13 protein-coding genes are annotated in these 14,653 nt (G+C 61.6%); 8 read left to right on the forward strand and 5 right to left on the reverse strand.

What is annotated here, in order from left to right; translation table 11 throughout:
- Nucleotide 1: 1 nt before the first annotated feature.
- Nucleotides 2–217 carry an acyl carrier protein gene (locus VGP39_RS06595; RefSeq protein WP_327567300.1) on the reverse strand — a complete coding sequence of 72 codons (216 nt, stop codon included), beginning with the start codon at nt 215–217 and terminating at the stop codon, nt 2–4.
- A gap of 547 nt (nt 218–764) precedes the next feature.
- Between VGP39_RS06595 and VGP39_RS06600 the strand changes: the two genes are divergently transcribed.
- Complete coding sequence (locus VGP39_RS06600) at nt 765–1,667, forward strand: right-handed parallel beta-helix repeat-containing protein (RefSeq protein WP_327567301.1); 903 nt, start codon at nt 765–767, stop codon at nt 1,665–1,667.
- 84 nt (nt 1,668–1,751) lie between these two features.
- Here the strand turns inward: VGP39_RS06600 and VGP39_RS06605 are convergent, their stop codons facing one another.
- Together VGP39_RS06605 and VGP39_RS06610 are read right to left on the reverse strand one after the other, a co-directional pair.
- Entirely contained in the window at nt 1,752–4,037 is a 2,286-nt protein-coding gene (locus VGP39_RS06605) for a hypothetical protein (RefSeq protein ID WP_327567302.1), read from the reverse strand.
- Between the two features lie 119 nt (nt 4,038–4,156).
- On the reverse strand, nt 4,157–4,570 hold the full coding sequence (locus VGP39_RS06610) for a hypothetical protein (protein ID WP_327567312.1): 414 nt from the start codon (nt 4,568–4,570) through the stop codon (nt 4,157–4,159).
- Here VGP39_RS06610 and VGP39_RS06615 point away from each other — a divergent pair.
- From VGP39_RS06615 to VGP39_RS06625, 3 genes are all read left to right on the forward strand, one after another.
- Nucleotides 4,529–5,143 (forward strand): class I SAM-dependent methyltransferase, encoded by a 615-nt coding sequence (locus VGP39_RS06615; protein ID WP_327567311.1) that lies wholly within the window; start codon nt 4,529–4,531, stop codon nt 5,141–5,143. The genes VGP39_RS06610 and VGP39_RS06615 overlap by 42 nt on opposite strands.
- Nucleotides 5,144–5,409: 266 nt before the next feature.
- Nucleotides 5,410–6,351 (forward strand): hypothetical protein, encoded by a 942-nt coding sequence (locus VGP39_RS06620; protein WP_327567303.1) that lies wholly within the window; start codon nt 5,410–5,412, stop codon nt 6,349–6,351.
- A gap of 241 nt (nt 6,352–6,592) precedes the next feature.
- A complete protein-coding gene (locus VGP39_RS06625; protein ID WP_327567304.1) occupies nt 6,593–7,090 on the forward strand; it encodes a tetratricopeptide repeat protein in 498 nt (165 codons plus the stop codon).
- Nucleotides 7,091–7,186: 96 nt separating this feature from the next.
- Here VGP39_RS06625 and VGP39_RS06630 read toward each other — a convergent pair whose 3' ends face one another.
- Nucleotides 7,187–7,753 (reverse strand): A24 family peptidase, encoded by a 567-nt coding sequence (locus VGP39_RS06630; RefSeq protein WP_327567305.1) that lies wholly within the window; start codon nt 7,751–7,753, stop codon nt 7,187–7,189.
- Nucleotides 7,754–7,760: 7 nt separating this feature from the next.
- Nucleotides 7,761–10,067: a type II secretion system secretin GspD gene (gene gspD / locus VGP39_RS06635; RefSeq protein ID WP_327567306.1), complete on the reverse strand. Its 2,307-nt coding sequence runs from the start codon at nt 10,065–10,067 to the stop codon at nt 7,761–7,763.
- 219 nt (nt 10,068–10,286) lie between these two features.
- Here gspD and VGP39_RS06640 point away from each other — a divergent pair, with 219 nt between their 5' ends.
- From VGP39_RS06640 to VGP39_RS06655, 4 genes are all read left to right on the forward strand, one after another.
- Entirely contained in the window at nt 10,287–11,975 is a 1,689-nt protein-coding gene (locus VGP39_RS06640; protein ID WP_414644582.1) for a GspE/PulE family protein, read from the forward strand.
- A gap of 304 nt (nt 11,976–12,279) precedes the next feature.
- Entirely contained in the window at nt 12,280–13,491 is a 1,212-nt protein-coding gene (locus VGP39_RS06645) for a type II secretion system F family protein (RefSeq protein WP_327567308.1), read from the forward strand.
- Between the two features lie 18 nt (nt 13,492–13,509).
- The gene (gspG, locus tag VGP39_RS06650; RefSeq protein ID WP_327567309.1) at nt 13,510–13,965 is read left to right on the forward strand and encodes a type II secretion system major pseudopilin GspG; all 456 of its coding nucleotides are present in this window, start codon (nt 13,510–13,512) and stop codon (nt 13,963–13,965) included.
- Nucleotides 13,966–14,092: 127 nt separating this feature from the next.
- Nucleotides 14,093–14,620: a type II secretion system protein gene (locus VGP39_RS06655; protein WP_327567310.1), complete on the forward strand. Its 528-nt coding sequence runs from the start codon at nt 14,093–14,095 to the stop codon at nt 14,618–14,620.
- Nucleotides 14,621–14,653: the final 33 nt, after the last annotated feature.

Consider the following 14,653-nt stretch of genomic DNA (forward strand, 5'->3'; position numbering starts at 1 on the left):
TTCAGGCAGCTTTCAGCAAACGATCGATATCGTCGACCGATTGCAACTTCTCGATGTCACTTTCCGACAGCTCACGCCCAACGATTTCTTCAAGCCGCAATACGAGCCGGACGCCCTTCAGCGAATCCCATCCGTCGATCTGCGCCAGCGGCACGTCACCCGACGGAACCGGAGTCTTGCTGCGCAAAACCTCTGCTATCAACTCGCGCGCGTGCATCGTTCCTCTTTGAGTTCCATCCCGATGGCTACGTAAAACGTCTTGCTTTGCAGCACCTTACATCGCTCCCCTGCAAGCGATACAGCGGGCCGAATTTTCATAGGCCAATTACGCCGCAGCCGCAAATGCGGTGCGAACTATCAGGCGTTCCCGCTGCAATCTGATGTAGTGGAGTTTCATCGTTGTCTCACGCAACGTGTCGTCCATTTTCACCATTTCAACGATCGGAAAAAACCAATTCGATATTGAACCTCTGCTGGATTTTCCCGACCTATCCAAGCAGCATTCTATCTGGCGCCACCGCTCAGCTAAATTTGCAGTTCCGTCTTGATTTCTTGCAATTTTTTTGCTGTTTGGAGTTTCTCTGTCGTAATACGCGTAAAATAACAAACTACAAGCGAACGAACCGGGTAGGGTTGGGGCAGACTTTTCCAGACATTCATTGATGCAATGTCGCCGCGGCGACCGTTCCCGACTTAAGAACCAAGCCTACCATCGTGATTTTGGCACGGCTGAGCGAATCTCAGCGCACACAAGGAGGTAGATCATGCGTCGCATTGCTTTACTCGCTATTGCTACTGGATGCTTCGTTCCATTGCTGGCGTCGGCCCCGGCCAGCGCTCAAGCGACCCGCACCTGGGTCTCCGGCGTCGGTGACGACGTCAATCCCTGCAGCCGCACCGCGCCCTGCAAGACCTTCGCTGGCGCGATTTCGAAGACTGCCACCGGCGGCGAAATCAATTGCCTGGATCCGGGCGGCTTCGGCGGCGTGACCTTGATCAAGGCGATGACGCTGAGCTGCGGCTACACGATGGGATCGATCCTCGTCTCAGGCGGTCCCGGCATCACGATCAACGCCGGCGCGACCCACAATGTGAGCATCAGGGGCATCCACCTCACGGGCATCAACCAGACCGCCTCCCCCGGTACCATCGGCATCCGCATCCTGGCCGGGGCCGCGGTGTCTATCGAGGACTCCGTGATCAGCAACTTCAGCCAGCAGGGCATTCTCGATTCACGCACCGCCGGCAATACCAAGCTGTTCATCCGGAATTCGGTCATCAGTCATAATACAGGAAGCGGTATCGGCCTCGGCGCGACAAACGGAAGCGTCACGGAGATCGAGAACGTGTCCTCGATCAACAATCTGTTCGGGATGTCTACCACGACCGGAAACAGCATCCTGATCAGGCGGTCGGTGTTCTCCGGCAACTCGAATTCGGGGATCGAGACGGATGGTGGTGCTCAGGCGAACGTGACCGATACCGCGATCAGCAATAACGGAATTGGTGTCCAGGCCAACGGCACGGTTCGGCTGTCCAACTCGGACATCTCATTTAATACCACAGGGGTCTCCTCGACGGGCGGCCAAACGTACGGCAACAACCGGATTTCCGGCAATACCTCGCCCGGCACAGCTCTGGTCGCGGCCGTCCCTGCCCAGCAATAACAACTGCACCGGCATGCCTTGCCGGTTGGCGGGCGCACAGGAAAAAAACAGCATCCCGGGCAACCACTGCCCGGGATTTTTTTACTAGCGTCGGCCTTCGCGGTTCCAGCCTTGCCGGCGGTGTATTGCCTGCACCACGAGAATCAACAAACCGAACGCCAAGAACACGTGAGCGATCCATGCAAAACGTACGAAAGGAAGGAACTGAAGCCGAACGGTCTGCGTTTCGGCGGGAAGCCGGATGCCTTGAAACGCGCCGTTGACGGGAAGGGTGGGCGCTTCAACCCATCCCGAGGGAGTCCGGGCAACTGCCTGCCAATGCCGGTGATACTGCTGGCTCAGCACCAGGATTGAACTTTGCCCGCCCCGGACTTCGAATTCCAGCAGATCCCCTTCGTCCCTGGTTTTCAACGGAGTTGTCCGGGCCGCTTTTCGATCGAGTATGTCGATCCGACCTGCATCGACCTTGTCGGATAGAGCTGTCTGCAGGCAGCAGCCCATGCGGTTGAGAACACGATAGAAGTGAAATTCTCCATCGGCGCCGATATCTTGCAGATTGGGATGGTCGAGTGGTTTTGGCGAAATCATCAGACCGATGTTGCTCATCCAGAATGCCTGGCTGTCGTAGTCAGGCGAAATCATCGTATTCAATCGTCCATAGGTCTGCGTTTCGCCTCCGAGATCGCGGATCAGCGCCTGATATCGGCGGGAAGACAAACTGTCGTAACTGTGAACCGAAGCGACATCGAAAATGTCGTTCAGATTGGGAGGCAGCACACCAGGCCCCGGAGCGGCTATCGCAAACCGCGAGCCGGAGCCCGTTGCCGCGATGATCCTGTCCACCACGGGCGAGGGCACCGGCTGCGCCGCCGGTTGCCGGAGCATCAAGGGAAAAGAAATAGTAGCGCCCACTACAGCCAACGCCGCGATCAGGAAAGCAGGCCGAAACGAACTGACTTGCAGCGCGAGAAGGCAAATCACCACGAGCGTTGCAAGAACGATGTTCCATCTGATGTTAAGCCCGGCCGTCCAGTAGAAGCCAAACGCGACAGCGAAACAAACCACCGTCGCCAATATCGCCAAAGTCACGGTGATGGTTCTGGAGGGAAATCGCGCCGCCATTGCATTCACGCTATGCGCCGCGACGATGGTCAAGGGCAGAATGATCGTGCCCAGCGGCGCGCCGCGCGACAGGTTGAAAGCCATGTATCGTACGGCAAACGCGTAAAGCGGATGAATGAACGTAAAAGCGCATATCAGGACGATGGCGAGCCACCACCCCCAGGTTTCACGGAAACATCGCAACAGGCCAAAAAATGCGAGAAAGAGAATTAAGGGCGTGATGCTCAATCCGTTATAAGGAAAGGGATATGCCGGCGAAACCGGATTTTCGGTTATCTCCGGGAAAGTGCTGATCGAGAACATGCGTATCAGCGCCGGGACGGAATCTATTGTTGGAAGAGCCGACAGAAAGAACGCTATGTCTGGAGCTGCACGGGATGAATTCGCGGCGGCCTCGGCGAGGTCAACGTAACCGGGCAAGGCCAGCAGAATTCCGCTGACGCCGGACGAAACAACGATGCCGAGATACCGGGCTGACGAAGCCGTCCCCATCGACTGCCAGCGGCGATAAGCCAGCCGCAACAGATAGCCCGTCAATACGTATGCCTGGAATATGATGGCCTGCTGGTAAGCCGTCATCAACAGACTGTAGGAACTGAATGCAAGAACGGCGCAGCCGATGGGGTCGACATTTTTTGCCAAGCGCGTCATGGCGTAGAGCAACCCGGCGGACCAGCAAATTACCGATGGAAACATGGGAAACGTCAGCCAGTACAGCATCAACGGCGATGCTGCGACGCTTGCTCCGGCAATCAGCCCCGCAACCGGTTGCAGCGACATCTCCCTGCACAGCAACAGCACGAACAATCCGGTAAGAAAACAGGTGCCGAGCGACAGCACGGTAAGCAGCTGGAAAGGGCTGTTGGTGATTTTCAGGAGCAGCCAGGTTGGTGCGTAGGCCGCACTAAAACAATCGTGAAGAATCGGCCTGCCGAGCTCATTAGGGCTTGTCCAAAGTGCCAGCCAGCCTGACCGGGGTGCCTGCAGCTGGTCGCGAATTTCGGGAATGTAGGCGTGCCAATAATCAGCAAATTTGATGTTCTGGATATGGGCTGGGTCCGATACTTCCGGCCCTCGGATCTCCGAGACCAATTGATAGGGAGCGATGATCTCGCCGAACAGCCAGAACGGATGGATGAGCGCAAAAAACCACACGGTATAGATTAACAGCGCATTTCGGTTGATTACTCCGTCGAAATGCACGGCCTTGACGAGGGAAAGGCGGGATCGCAATGCAGCACTACCCATAGCCGTTATTTACTATACCTTGGTTGATGACGCGGGAAGATGAAATCGAAGACCTGCCAGGTCGATGGGATAGTGAGGGAACGGGCAAATCAGTTAGGCCTGTCGCCCATCTTCTCTACTCAACATGGCAACTTCGCACGTAGTAGAGCATGAAACTCTATGGGGAGCGCGCCAAGCGCAGATAAAACATGAACGGTATGGGCATATCCGGACGCCGATGCCTCGCTTGCAATGCAGTCGAACCGGTCGCCGCGAATGAACCGGTTTGGCCGCCTGGCTGGCGATGTTTCGGGTGCGGGCATGTCGTCGGGCAGAGCGGAGGGATTCCAATGTTCGCGCCGGAGCTTGCCGATACGATCAGCGGAATGGACCCTCAAGCTTTCGAGGCGCTTTCGAAAGTCGAAGCCGAGCATTTCTGGTTCGTCGGCCGCAATGAACTCATCGTTGGTCTCATAACAAAATTTTTTCCGGACGCGCGGCGGTTTCTTGAAATCGGCTGCGGCAATGGCGCCGTACTTCGTGCCATCGCCCAATCGCGAGCGTGGGAGCGGATGGTCGGCTCCGAATTGCATCCGTCCGGGCTGGTACACGCGCGACGACGTCTGCCGGCCGGAGTGGAATTCGTGCAGATGGATGCACGCAATATTCCGGCCTCGGGCGTGTTCGATCTTACCGGCGCGTTTGACGTGATCGAACATATCGCGGACGACGAAACGGTTTTGCGCGGGCTGCGCGCAGCTACCCAATCGGGAGGAGGCACCGTCATCGCGGTGCCGCAGCATCCATGGCTGTGGAGCCGTGCCGACGATGTGGCGTATCATCAGCGACGTTACCGCCGCGGCGAACTGGAAGCGAAGCTTCGCCGTAATGGCTTCGAGGTCTTGTATTCCTCCTCATTCACCGCCCTGCTGCTTCCGCTGATGGTGGCAAGCCGTCTGAAGAGCCGGCACGCCAAGCACGATGACGATATCGAGCGCGAATTCGCGGTGAGTCGTCACCTCAACAGCATTTTCACGGCGATCCTGCGCGCGGAGGTTCGCATGACACTGGCCGGCATGAAGTGGCCGGCAGGCGGCAGCCGGATTGTGGTTGGCCGAGCGGTATGATTCTCCCGATGTGCGGGTGAAGCCCGCGCGATCATCGGAGCGCTGCGTATGCAACGCTGCGGCGGGTTGACGCGGGTTGTGAACCTAACAATTTCAACTGCGACCAACCTGCAGGCCGCCTTTTTGGGCCTGTTGCGCGGGTTTCGCCCGTGGCTTGAAGTCGGGTCAATCTGCCGACCTAAGATTGCGTTCTGCACGCTTGCGCGACGTTTTTCGGTGAGTTCTCACCGACACGATAGTTCTCAAATTCAATCGGGAGGTTTAGTATGCATAACAAATCAAAACTGCTGGCGCTCGCCGGAACGACACTCGCACTTTTTGCATTATCGGCGCCGGCTCACGCCCAGGCGACCCGCACCTGGGTTTCGGGAGTGGGCAGTGACGCCAACCCCTGCAGCCGCACCGCGCCATGCCAGACTTTCGCCGGCGCGATTTCGAAGACGGCTATCAACGGTGAGATCGACTGCCTCGATTCGGGCGGCTTTGGCACTTTGAACATCACAAAATCCATCACCATCGATTGCAGGAGCGTCCACGGATCGATTCTGGCGAGCGGTACCACCGGCGTCACCATCAACATCGCCGTCAACGCCAACGACCCGTTCAGGTCGGTGCGGCTGCGTGGCCTCAGCATATACGGCGGCGGCCTGTCGGGCACGGTCGGCACGCGAACGGGCATCCGGGGCATCAGCATTTTGCAAGCCTTGATGGTCACCGTCGAGGACAGCGTGATCTCCGACTTCTCGCAGCAGGGCATCAATGACACTAGAACCACCACCGGAGGCAAGCTGTTTATCAGAAACTCGGTGATCAGAAACAACACCGGGAGCGGGATCGGCGTCGGCGGCGCGGCGCCAAACAACGCCAACATCGAGAACGTCCATTCGATCAACAATGGCTTTGGTGTTTCCACAGCCACCGGCAACAACGTCAGCATCGCCCGGTCGGTATTCGCCGGCAACACCACGGCCGGTGTTGAGGGTGACGTTGGTTCTCAGATCGGAGTGGAGGGCGCCCTGATCTCGGGAAATGTCACGGGTATTCAAAGCAACGGAGTGATGCACCTCTCCAATAATGAAATTTCCTTCAACTCGACTGGAATAACCGGAACTACCCAGTCGTTCGGGAACAACCGGATTTTCCTCAATACTGCGCCGGGGACGGCCCCAGCCGTTGGTGTAGCCTCGACGGATCGCAACCAGCAGTAACAAGGACCTTGCTCATCCCGGTCGGGAAAATGACGGAACGGAAGCCTCGGGCATTCGCCCGGGGCTTTCTTTTTATCGTTAACGTTGCGCCCCGTGCGCAGCGTATGGATTTCCCCGGCCCGCGCGATTAGGCTGGCCACCGGATGACCGGCAGACGGGGATGACGATGAGCAACAGTCGCGATCAAGCATTCGGCCCCGATAAGACGACCCCGCCCGGCCGCGGGCCCATGGCCGGTCGCATGAGGCGCGCGTTCCTTGCTGCGGCTGCCGCGGCAGCGCTAGCGGTTTCGGCCGGCGATTTTGCCGAGGCGGCGACATTCCGGCAGGGCGTGTCGGCCTTCAACCGCCAGGATTATCTGTTGGCGGCGCAAAATTTCTTTCCGCTGGCCGAGCAGGGCGACCCGGCAGCGCAGAGCTATCTCGGCTTCATGTTCGAGACCGGCCGCGGCGTTCCGCGCAATTATACCGAGGCGGCGATGTGGTACCGCCGCGCGGCGGAGCAGGGCGACACCTTGGCGCAGTATTCGCTGGGTCTGCTCTACGACAAGGGACAGGGCGTGCCGCAGGATATCGTCGAGGCCAACAAATGGCTGAACCTGTCCACTGCCGCCGCGCCGAGACAAGCCCGAGAAGCGCGCGCGCGCCTGCGCGACGCCGTGACCACCAAGATGACGCGCGGCGAAATCGCCCGCGCCCGCCTGCGCGCGCTGGAATGGGTGCCGACCCGCGAGCGGTGAACTGCTTGTAGGGATGGGTGGAGCGAAAGCGATACCCATCATTGCTCCGACGCCGTGACGGGTTTCGCTTCCGCTCAACCCATCCTACGGGTTCCTCTACCCGACCAGGGCCTCGATCAGCCAGCCGATCCAGATCGCTGGCGCCAGGAACAGCCCAAACGGAAGAAAAGCCGTCGCTTTCATTGGGCGCTTGCGCAAATATGCGTTCACGACGTAAGCGCCGAGCGCCGAAAGCGTGGCGAGTTCCATCACGGCAAAGACCGTCGTCCAGCCAAGCCACGCCCCCGCGACCGCGGCGAGTTTTATGTCGCCGAGCCCGAGCCCGTCACGGCCGCGCCAGCGCCGGTAGACCATCATCAGCGCCAGCAGCGGCACGCTGATCGCAGCGGCCCGCAGCGCCGCCCACCCCGCACCGGCCCAGTCCGCGTCCGGTCCGAGGCTGCCGGCGCGCAGCAGCGCCAGCGCCAACGCCGCCGCCGTGAGTTCGTTGGGAATGACGTAGCGGCGGGAGTCGGTGATCGCGACCGCGAGCATCAGCAGGCCAAGGAACGCGCCGAACAGCCCGTCCGTTCCGGGGGAAGCGGCAAGGCTGATGCCTACTGCGACGACCCCTGCGAAGCTGAGAAATGGCGGCAGGCCGGCGCGAAGTCGCGCTGCGTCCATCACGCGCTCAGCGCGGAACCTGAGGTGCGGGCAGCACGACGACCGGGTTGCTGGTGCCGACCAGCCGGTTGTTCATCTTGCTGCGCATTTCCTCGGCGATCACATGCGCATCGACGGCGTCCTTGATCACGGTCGGGCGGATGAACAGGATCAACTCGGTTCGGGTCCGTTGCGTGTTTTGATGGGCGAACGCATCGCCAACGCCGGGGATCGAATCCAGCAGCGGAATGCCCTGCCGCATCCTGTTCTGGGTCTCGCTGATCAGGCCGGCCAGCAGCACGGTCTGGCCGCTGGTGACCGCGATCGAACTCTTCACGCGGCGCTGCGATATCGTCGGCGTCAACGAAGCCGCGCTCCCTGCCGCGACGTTCGAGATCTCCTGCTCGATATCGAGCACGATGTTGCCGGTGGCGTTGGCGCGCGGCAGCACGCGAAGAATGATGCCGGTATTCTTGTAATCGATGGTGTTCACCACCGTGTTGTTGGCGGTCAGCACCGTCGCGGTGCCGGTCGAGAACGGCACCTGGTCGCCGACCTGCAACGTCGCCGCCTGATTGTCCAGCACCACCAGCGACGGGTTGGACAGCACCTTGACGTTGGTGACGCCATGCAGGGCATCGAGGATGACGCGCGGCGAATTCTCGGAGCCGATCAGGAAATTGAAGCCGGGAAGCACGCGTCCGAGCAGCGCGCCGGCGGCGGCGTCGACGGCAGTAGCCGGCAGGTCGATTCCCGAGGAACTGGGGGAGACTCCGCTGATCGTATTGGAAATCGAGCCTTTCCGGCTCGCGAGGAAGAACTGCACGCCGTAGTTCAACTGGTCGTTCAGCGTCACCTCGGCGATGGTGGCTTCGATCGCGATCTGGCGCTGTGGCCGGTCGATCTGGCGGATGGTCTGCTCGACCACGCGCTGCGATTCCGCGTTGGCGTAGACCAGCACGGCGTTGTTGGTGACGTCGGCCGTGATCCGCACATTCGGCAGAATACCCGAACCGCTCGACGGCCTTCCGCCGCCGCCGAGTGGGGCTGCCAAAGCGTAATCCTGCCCGGCCGGCGCAGCGCCCGCGGCCGGCGCAGCACGCGTGTTCAAGGGCATCGAGACGGATGCGGTTGGAACGGCGCCGGAGGCTCCGCTGGCCGGCGGCAGCCCGCTCAGCGCGGCGACGGAGCCTCCGCCAGGGGACGAAGACACCGAAATGCCGGCGCCCGGCGAGACCTGGCTGGACGCGTTGTCGAGGCTTGCGCCCTGGCCGCCGCCGAGCAGCATTTCGTTGAGCAGCGCCACCACCAGTTTCGAATTGCCGTAGCGCAGCGGATAGGCCTTCAGGTTGACGCCTTGGGTGTCCGATTGGTCGAGCCGGGCGATCCAGACGCCCGCGCGCTTGAGATATTCGGGTTTCTGGCTGACCACGAGAATGGAATTGAGCCGGCCGATCGACTGGAACTTGATCATGCTTTGGCTGAGGCCGCCTTCGCCGGAATCCATGATCTTCTCGATTTCGGAGATCACAGGTTCAGGCGTCGAGTTGCGGACCGGGAAGATCCCGACCGACTGCCCGCGCATCCAGTCGGCGTCGAATGAGAGGATGGTGTCGATCGCTGCACCGCGGTCGGAACCGCTGCCGGTAATGACCAGCGTATTACGCCCGACGTCGGGGCGAACGGTCGTGGCCTTGACGCCGAAAGCATCCAGCAGCTTGAAAACGGTCTGCGCCGATACGTAGCGTAGCGGCACCACGCTGATGCCATGGCCGGCTTCCGCGGTGCCGGCCCGGTCGACGCCACTATGCACGGCTTCGTTGGCCGGCAGCAGCCGATACCCGCCGCCGCGATCGCGCACCAAGGCCACGTTGGACATGCGCAACGCATTTTCGAGTACGTACAGCGCGTCGGCTTTCGCAATCGGGCGCACCGACGCCATCGTAATGGTTCCCTGCACGCGCGGATCGATTGTGTAGCCGACGCCCAATACGTCACCGAGGATGACCTTTGCCACCGCGGCGACCGGCGCGTTTTCAAAATTGAGGTCATAACCCGAGCCGGAACCGACGCCGTCCCGTTCGATCAGGGCCGCGCCCGGCGGCGGTGTGCCGTCGCTGAGGTAGATCGCGGCCTGCTTGTCGCCTCCGCCCGGCTTGAGCCCCCTCGTGCCGGTATCGGCGGTCTGGCGCGGCAGCAAGTCGAGCGAGCGGATCCTGTCGGAGACGTCCTGAGCGCGGGGGTCCTTAGGGTTGCTTTCGATCGACTGGTCTGCCGTCACGACGCAGGCGGTGAGCAGGATCGAGGACAAAAACAGAACGAGCGTTCCAGTCAAGCCTGAACGCAGGCGCCAAAGCGGGTGGAGCACTTTCAACAAAATACGCCTACCGACGCTGACGGTGAAATCGAGAAACCAAGTCCGGCCGAGGGATTAAGAAACCCTCGAAAATTGACACCACAATTATGTTTTTGCTACTAAATAAGTCAAGCGTAAAGGCTTCGGCCCTGCGATAAGCTGTTGCTTTCAGGTAACAAGGTTAGCGTTGTGAATTCGATGCGAGACCTTTCTGCAGAGACCTTTCGGCAGCATCTCCTCGAGAAATATTCATTGCCGCCGAAGGCGCGTGCGCGCGTCGAGAATCCCGCCAATTCGACCTTGATGCGGCCGCTCCGCGAATTATGGGAAGCGACCGATCTGTCCGCCGCCGAATTCGCCGATGAGGTTTCGGACTATTGGGGGGTGGTCCGGCTCAGCCTGCCTCAATTGCTGAGCTCGACGCCGTGTCTCGACGGATTTTCGCGGCGCTTCCTGCGCGAGTCCACGATCTTCCCGGTCCGCGCCGCCAATGGCGGCTACCGGCTGGCGGTGGCCGATCCCTCCGACACCGCGGCCATTCGCGCCGCCGAAATCGTGTTCGGCGATGCCGTCGAGGTCGCGGTCGCCTCGTTCGAGGACATCACGACGGTGCTCGACCAGCGCGTCGATGCCGACGAAGCCAGCACCGAGGACAGCGCCAAAGGATCGACACAGCAGTCCGACGACGACATCGACAGCCTGCGCGATCTTGCCAGCGGCGCGCCGGTGGTGCGCGCGCTCAACGATTTGCTGGAGCGCGCGATCGAGCTTCGCGCTTCGGACATCCACATCGAACCGTTCCGCACCGGCCTCGTGGTGCGGATGCGCGTCGATGGCTTGCTGCGCGCGATGAATGCGCCGCCGGGAATTCCGCCGCAGGCGCTGATCTCGCGCGTGAAGATTCTGGCGGGCCTCAACATCGCCGAGCGGCGGCTGCCGCAGGACGGCGCGGCGCGGGTCCGGGTCAGCCGTTCAGAACTCGATGTCCGTGTCGCCACCATGCCGACGCAGCACTCTGAGAGCGCGGTGATCCGGCTCTTGCCGCGCGACCGCGGCCTGCTCGAAATGGGCAAGCTCGGCCTCGCGCCGAAGGACGAGTCGGTGATGACCCGGCTGCTGGCGCTGCCGCACGGCATGATCGTGGTGACCGGCCCGACCGGCAGCGGCAAGACCACGACGCTGGCGACCATGCTGTCGATATTAAACGAGCCGACCCGCAAGATTCTCACCATCGAAGATCCGGTCGAATATGAAATCCCCGGCATCAACCAGAGCCAAGTAAAACCGTCGATCGGGCTGACCTTCGCCACCGCGATGCGCTCTTTCGTCCGGCAAGATCCGGACGTGATCATGGTCGGCGAAATCCGCGACGCCGAAACCGCGCATATCGCGATCCACGCCGCATTGACCGGCCATCTCGTGCTGACCACGCTGCACACCGAAACCGCCGCCGCGGCGGTGCCGCGACTGATCGATCTCGGCATCGAGGGCTTTTTGCTGAAGTCGACGTTGCGCGCCGTGGTGGCGCAGCGGCTGGTGCGGATGCTGTGCGACCGCTGCAAGGTGCCGCACAAATTGACCCAGGCGGATATCGACAACGACCCGCGCTTCGCCGTGATCGGCTTCGACGCCGGCGAGACCATCCACGAAGCCGGCGGCTGCGAGCGCTGCGGCGGGACCGGCTATCGTGGCCGCAACGGCGTGTTCGAGATCCTCGAAATGTCCGACGAGGTCCGCAAATTGATCGGGCCGCAGACGGATTCGCACACCATCGATACCGCGGCGATGCGCGGCGGCATGACTACCATGCTGGCGGACGCAGTCTTAAAATGCCGCGCCGGGATGACCACCGTGCCTGAGGTCTTCCGCGTCACGACCATTCGATGAGCGGGAGCGGTCGCATGCGTCTTGAATCGCGCATATCTCTCGCCGTCGTCCCCGCGAAGGCGGGGACCCATACACGCTGTGCTCTCGTTTTTGCGCACTGGCAGAGCCACACATCCAGCCGTCATCCTGAGGAGCCGCGCGCTTGCGCGGCGTCTCGAAGGATCGCCGCTTGCGCTTGTGGCCGATCCTTCGAGACTCGCCCAAGAGGGCGAGCACCTCAGGATGACGGCAGTGTTTGTCTGGCGATCAGCAAAAGCGATGGCAGATGCATATACGCCTTGGCGCGAAAACGGGGACGACAGTAGTGCCGAGTTATCGCTATCGCGCCATGAACAGCAGCGGCGAACTGGTCTCCGGCGCCATCGCGGCGCCGGCGCCGGGCGATGTCGCGGCGCGAATCGAACGCCTCGGGCTGGTGCTGGTCGACAGCGTCACGCTCGAGGAGGGCGGTTCGGGGCAAAGCGTCTTCAGCCTGTTCAACAAGCCCAAGGCGGAAGACGTCACCCTTTTCACTCGCGACCTTGCGCTGCTGCTGCGCGCGGGCGCCCGGATTAATGACGGTCTTGAGTTGCTCGCCGCCGACCGCGATTTCGGGCGGCTGCGGCCGGTGGTGGCTGATATCCGCTCGCGCGTCGTCGCCGGCGAGAGTTTCGCGGAAGCCTTGGCGCGCCACGAAGGGCTGTTTCCCGCAATGTATGTGGCGCTGATCCGCGTCGGCGAAGCGTCTGGGTCACTGGACCGGGTCCTTGAAGTGCTGGCCGACGAACGCACCCGCACGGAGGCGCTGAAGCGCCGGCTTGGCGAAGCCGTCCGCTATCCGCTGTTCGTGCTGGGCGCCGCCGGCTGTGTGCTGCTGTTCTTTCTCACCTTCGTGCTGCCGCAATTCGCCAGCGTGCTCACGGATTTCGGCGCCAAGGTCGATCCCTTCATTCTCGGTTTCCTGAATTTCTCCACCTTCCTGCGCAACAATTCCGACGCCGTGCTGGCGCTGGTCGCCGCCGTCATTGGCGGCAGCTGGCTGATGCTGCGCCAGCAAGGCGTTCGCCGCGGCATCGCCAACGCGGTGACGCGGTTGCCGGCGATCCGGCAGGTGATGACGTTTTACCGGACCTCGCTGTTCTGCCGGAATCTCGGGGTTTTGCTCGGAAGCGGCGTCAACCTCACCACCACTTTACGGATTCTGGTCGACATGATGTCGACCGCGGGACCTTCCGCGGTCTGGATCGATGCTGCCGAGCGCGTCCGTCATGGCGCGAAGCTGTCGGATGCGCTATCGGATACATCGGCGCTGCCGTCGATGGCGGTGCGGATGCTGCGGCTCGGCGATGAAACCGGGCAGCTGCCGATGCTGGCGGGCCGCGTCGCCGAATTCTACGAGGCCAAGCTGCAACGCACGCTGGACCGCGTGGTCGGCATTGCGGGACCCGCGGCGATCATCGTGATCAGCATCGTCGTCGGCGGCTTGATCGTTTCCGTGATGACGGCGCTGATGTCGGTCAGCCAGATCATCGGCTGACTATTTTGGAGAGATGACGTGGGTCGAAATGTTTTGAGTTCGGCAAGACGCCGGCGGTCGCGAGCGTCGCAGGCCGGCTTCACGCTTGTCGAAATTCTGGTTGTGATCACGATCATCGGATTGATCATGGCGCTGGTGGGACCGCGGGTGCTCGGCTATCTCGGCGAGTCCAAGGCCAAGGCGGCCAAGATTCAGATCGAAAGTTTTTCCAGCGCGCTCGATCTGTATTATCTCGACCTCGGGCGATACCCGAATTCCAGCGAGGGTCTCGCTGCGCTGACGCGCTCCAATAACGCGCCCGGCTGGAACGGTCCTTACTTGCGGGGCGGCGTGGTTCCCAATGATCCCTGGGGCCACGGCTATGTCTATCGATCCCCCGGCGAGCGCGCTCCTTATGAAATCATCTCGCTTGGATCCGATGGACAGGAAGGCGGCAGTGGAACGGCAACCGACATTGCGAGCAGCACGCGCTAGAGCCGCACACCCAACCGTCATCCTGAGGAGCCGCGCGCTTGCGCGGCGTCTCGAAGGATCGCCGCTTGCGCTCGTGGCCCATTCTTCGAGGCTCGCCCAAAAGGGCGAGCACCTCAGGATGACGGCGGTGTTGTCCGACCGTCAGCAAAGTAGTGCGTGCCGTCCCGCCTTCGCGGGGACGACGTGCTTTTTTTACTCCCGGCAACGCAACGAACACGGGTTCGCGCTGATCGAAATCCTGTGCGTGCTCGCCATCATCGGCTTGCTTGCGGCCATCATCCTACCTGCGGTTCCGCGCGCCACCTCGCGCGCGAAGCTCGAGAGCTTTGCGGTGGAAACCGCGGCGTTGCTGAAGGCGGATCGCACCGCCGCGCTGCGCCGGCAAATCCAGGTGACCACCGAGGTCGATGCCGCGACGCGGTCGATCCGCTCCGGCGTCAGCGGCCGCGTGATCCGCTTTCCCGCCGACGTTTCGCTCGACGCGTATCTGGCGTCGCGATGCGCCGACAGAAACGCCGGCCGCTCGATCGATTTCTTTCCCTCGGGAATGTCGTGCGGCGGCACCATCGCGCTGGCGCGGCCGGGGATGGGTTATGAGGTTCGCGTCAACTGGCTGACCGGAGGCGTCGAGATTGTCCAGAAAAAGCTGCTCTAACGGCGTTGCAGGATTCACCCTGATCGAGGCTCT

It is taken from the genome of Bradyrhizobium sp. (genome assembly GCF_036009065.1).
Classification (GTDB): domain Bacteria; phylum Pseudomonadota; class Alphaproteobacteria; order Rhizobiales; family Xanthobacteraceae; genus Bradyrhizobium.

What these genes read in the sequence shown, in the direction of transcription:
- VGP39_RS06620 (WP_327567303.1), top strand. Translation starts at nt 5,410, where the DNA reads ATGCATAACAAATCAAAACTGCTGGCGCTCGCCGGAACGACACTCGCA.
- VGP39_RS06640 (WP_414644582.1), top strand. Translation starts at nt 10,287, where the DNA reads ATGCGAGACCTTTCTGCAGAGACCTTTCGGCAGCATCTCCTCGAGAAA.
- VGP39_RS06600 (WP_327567301.1), top strand. Translation starts at nt 765, where the DNA reads ATGCGTCGCATTGCTTTACTCGCTATTGCTACTGGATGCTTCGTTCCA.
- VGP39_RS06630 (WP_327567305.1), bottom strand. Translation starts at nt 7,753, where the DNA reads ATGGACGCAGCGCGACTTCGCGCCGGCCTGCCGCCATTTCTCAGCTTC.
- VGP39_RS06605 (WP_327567302.1), bottom strand. Translation starts at nt 4,037, where the DNA reads ATGGGTAGTGCTGCATTGCGATCCCGCCTTTCCCTCGTCAAGGCCGTG.
- VGP39_RS06595 (WP_327567300.1), bottom strand. Translation starts at nt 217, where the DNA reads ATGCACGCGCGCGAGTTGATAGCAGAGGTTTTGCGCAGCAAGACTCCG.
- VGP39_RS06625 (WP_327567304.1), top strand. Translation starts at nt 6,593, where the DNA reads ATGAGGCGCGCGTTCCTTGCTGCGGCTGCCGCGGCAGCGCTAGCGGTT.